This is a genomic window from Glycomyces buryatensis (assembly GCF_004912275.1).
Classification (GTDB): Bacteria; Actinomycetota; Actinomycetes; order Mycobacteriales; family Micromonosporaceae; genus Glycomyces; species Glycomyces buryatensis.
The window spans coordinates 155602-159242 of sequence record NZ_STGY01000072.1 but is presented as its reverse complement, the minus strand read 5'-3'; the positions used below and the strand labels follow the sequence as shown (position 1 = coordinate 159242).

Here is a 3641-nt window from a genome sequence, read left to right as displayed (position 1 = left end):
ACCCAGCGGGCCGACACCGGCGCCGCGAGCCAGCACTGGCGGATCACGGAGCACGGCGGTGGCGTCGTGAGCCTCATCAACCGCCAGTCCGGCCTGGCCATGGACGTCTGGGAATACTCCAGCGCCGACGGTGCCCGCATCTCGCAGTGGGCGTACACCGGCAATGCCAACCAGCGCTTCACCCGCCAAGCCGTCTGACTCGAAACAGCACGGTTCAAACGTTTGGGTGCCGCTCGGCCGGGCCCGTGAGCGGGGCGATGGCGTTCATGGCCTGGTCAAACAGGTCGCCGAGCGGCTGCTCGTTGTCTTCGGCGACCCATTCGGTCTGGGCGGAGTCGAGACCGGCCAGGGCGGCGCCGACGAGCGCGACCGCGGCGATCCGCCCCAGCTCCTGGCCGTCCTCGGACCGGCGGAGCTGGAGCACGTCGGCCAGTGCGTCCCGCCAGAGTGCGTGCTTATGCAGGTGAGTGGCATGCAGTGCAGGGGTATTCAGGATCATGCGGGTGATCTGGAGCGACTCGGGCCGGGCGCTCAACCCCTGCACGAGATCGTCGAAGGACCGGCGCAGCGCGAACCAGGGGCGCTCTTCGGCCGGGCGTGATTCCAGGGCCGCGGCGAGCTGCCGGCCCGTCTCCACGAACCACTGCCCGAACACGTCCTCCTTGCTGGAGAAGTAGCGGTGGAAGCTGCGACGGGACAGACCGGTCGCCGCCGCGATCTGTTCGATCGTCGTCGCTTCGAAGCCCTGCTCTACAAACAGCTTCAGGGCCGCCTGCGCCAACTCGGTTCGCACCATGTTGCGAGTGCGTTCACGCAACCCCACCTTCGGCTCCTCCATGGCACCAGCGTACACCGCCCGACACGAAGAGTCGTCTTGAGCACACCAAGCCGTACTTGACACAGTGAGACATGTTTGGCGTATAGTGAACTCATCGACGGCGTCTTGACGCGAGTCCCGACGCCACACCGTTCCCGGCTTCCGCCGGAGCATTGAAGGGATTTCCAAATGTCGAAGACATGGCTCATCACGGGCGCCTCCCGCGGCTTCGGCCGCTCCTGGACCATCGCCGCACTCGAGCGCGGCGACCGGGTCGCCGCCACCGCCCGCGACACCGCCACGCTGGAAGATCTGCGCGACCGCTTCGGCGACGCCGTGCTGCCGATCCGGCTCGACGTCAACGACCGCAGCGCGGACATCGCCGCCGTCCAGGCCGCGCACCGGCACTTCGGCCGCCTCGACGTGGTGGTCAACAACGCGGGCTACGGCCACTTCGGAACCACCGAGGAGGTGACCGAGGACGAGGTCCGCGCGCAGATGGAGACCAACTTCTTCGGTGCACTGTGGATCACTCAGGCCGCGATCCCGCTGCTGCGCGAGCAGGGCGGCGGGCACATCGTGCAGGTCTCCAGCATCGGCGGCGTGACCGCGTTCCCGGGCCTGGGCGTCTACAACGCCTCCAAGTGGGCCCTGGAGGGCTTCACCGAGGCGCTGGCCGGGGAGGTCGCCGGATTCGGCATCAAGACCACGTTGATCGAGCCGTCCGGCTTCGCGACCGACTGGGCCGGCGCCTCCGCCAATCGCTCGCGGCCGAACCCGCTGTACCAGCCGCTGCGCGATGCGATGGCGAACTGGGGCAACGGTCCGACGCCGACCGCGGAGGACAGCGTCGAGGCCATGTTCGAAGCCGTCGACGCGGCCGAGCCGCCTACCCGCTTGATCCTCGCGTCGCAGGGATACGACCTGGTGCTCGCCGCCCACGAAGGGCGCATGGAGACCTGGCGGGCCTGGGAGAAGACCGCCCGCTCGGCCGACCCGAAGTAGGCGGATTCAGGCGAACACCGGGCCGGGGGGATCCAGCTCGGTGTTCGCCTGCTCCAGGCCTGACTTGTGACCGCCTGTGACCGGTTCTGAGTAGAGGTGTACGGCCGTGGCCGGGTGTGATCTCGCGATCGTGCTCGGCCATGGCCGCAAACCACCTCCCGGAGAGCCTGTACTCGCCCCGCATCAAGGCTTACACTATGGAGGCTCATAGTTTTATATATGTAGATTTATGAACGCTTTTGGGGCGGTCTGCCGCCCGCAATCGCGCGTCCCTCACCGCACGATTCGGAGTTCCCCCATGTCATTTCGCATCCGTCGGCGCCTCTCGGGCCTGGCCGCTGCGGCGGCGCTCGCGCTGACCGCCGTCTTCTTCGCCGCCCCGCCCGTTCAGGCCGCCTTCGACACGACCACCTGGTACACCATCGAATCGCGGCACTCCGGGCTCGTCCTGGACATCGCGAACGCCTCGACGCAGCCCGGCGCGGCGTTGATCCAGAACACCGGCAACAACGGCGCGAGCCAGCAGTTCCGCTTCATCGACGCCGGCAGCGGCTACTACCGCATCCAGGTCCGCCACTCCGGACACGTCCTCGACGTGTCCGGATGGAGCACGGCCAACGGCGCCGACATCGTCCAGTGGAACGACCTGAACGGCACGAACCAGCAGTGGAAGCTGACGGAGAACGCCGACGGCTACTACTCGATCGTCAGCCGCTTCTCGGGCAAGGCGCTCGACGTCTGGGAGCGCTCGACCGCCTCGGGCGCACGGGTCTCCCAGTACACGGCGAACGGCGGGACGAACCAGCAGTGGCGCCTGGTGCCGGCCGGCAGTTCCGGCGGCACCGAGCCCTACGGCTACCTGTTCTCCTACATGCTCGGCGAAGGCAGCTCCGCCGGCGAGCAGGTCTACTTCGCACTGAGCCGCGGCAACAATCCGCTCGCGTACGACGCGCTCAACGGCGGCCGGCCCGTCGCGACCTCGACGGTGGGGGAGCGCGGCGCCCGCGACCCGTTCATCGTGCAGCATCCGAACACCGGCCGGTACTACATGATCGCCACCGATCTGCGGATCTACGGCAACGGCGACTGGGACCGGGCCCAGCGGCATGGGAGCCGTTCCCTGGTCGTATGGGAGTCGAGCGACCTGATCACCTGGACCTCCTCGCGCCTGGCGCAGGTCTCGCCGCCCGCGGCGGGCAACACCTGGGCGCCCGAGGCGTACTGGGACCCGGCGCGGAACGCCTTCGTCGTCTACTGGGCCTCGAAGCTGTACTCGAACTCGGACCACTCGGGCAGCAGCTACCACCGGATGATGTACGCGACCACGACCGACTTCCGCACCTTCAGCACGCCGCAGGTATGGGTCGACAAGGGATACTCCACCATCGACTCGACGGTGATGCAGCACAACGGCACGTACTACCGCTACACCAAGGACGAGCGCAGCGGCACCTCGTGCGGCAAGTTCATCGTCTCCGAGACCTCGACGACGTTGACGAACACCAACTGGGCCTTCCAGCGCGAGTGCATCGGCAGTGGCACCATCAGCCAGGGCGAGGGCCCGCTCGTGTTCAAGTCGAACACCGAGAACAAGTGGTACATGTTCATCGACGAGTACGGGGGCCGCGGCTACATCCCGTTCGAGACGACGAACCTCGCCGGGGGCCAGTGGACGCCCTCCTCGAACTACAGCCTGCCGGGGAGACCGCGCCACGGCATGGTCCTGCCGCTGACCGCGGCGCAGTACGAGGCGCTGCAGAACGCCTATTAGGACGTTCCGTTCGCGCTGGGCGCGGGGCGGTCCCGACCGGGACCGCCC

The 3641-nt window shown here is 67.8% G+C and carries 4 protein-coding genes; 3 read left to right on the top strand and 1 reads right to left on the bottom strand.

The genetic code is table 11. The features are described 5' to 3' along the window. A partial coding sequence (locus tag FAB82_RS22000; protein ID WP_168801715.1) for an RICIN domain-containing protein occupies positions 1 to 198 on the top strand: 198 nt, incomplete at its 5' end. 16 nt (positions 199 to 214) lie between these two features. On the opposite strand, the gene FAB82_RS21995 is transcribed toward FAB82_RS22000, so the two are convergent. Beyond that, a complete protein-coding gene (locus FAB82_RS21995) occupies positions 215 to 838 on the bottom strand; it encodes a TetR/AcrR family transcriptional regulator (protein WP_168801714.1) in 624 nt (207 codons plus the stop codon). 168 nt (positions 839 to 1006) lie between these two features. Between FAB82_RS21995 and FAB82_RS21990 the strand changes: the two genes are divergently transcribed. Both FAB82_RS21990 and FAB82_RS21985 read left to right on the top strand, forming a co-directional pair. Beyond that, the gene (locus FAB82_RS21990; RefSeq protein ID WP_136536702.1) at positions 1007 to 1822 is read left to right on the top strand and encodes an SDR family NAD(P)-dependent oxidoreductase; all 816 of its coding nucleotides are present in this window, start codon (positions 1007 to 1009) and stop codon (positions 1820 to 1822) included. Positions 1823 to 2120: 298 nt separating this feature from the next. Further along, complete coding sequence (locus FAB82_RS21985; RefSeq protein WP_168801713.1) at positions 2121 to 3593, top strand: RICIN domain-containing protein; 1473 nt, start codon at positions 2121 to 2123, stop codon at positions 3591 to 3593. Positions 3594 to 3641 lie beyond the last annotated feature (48 nt).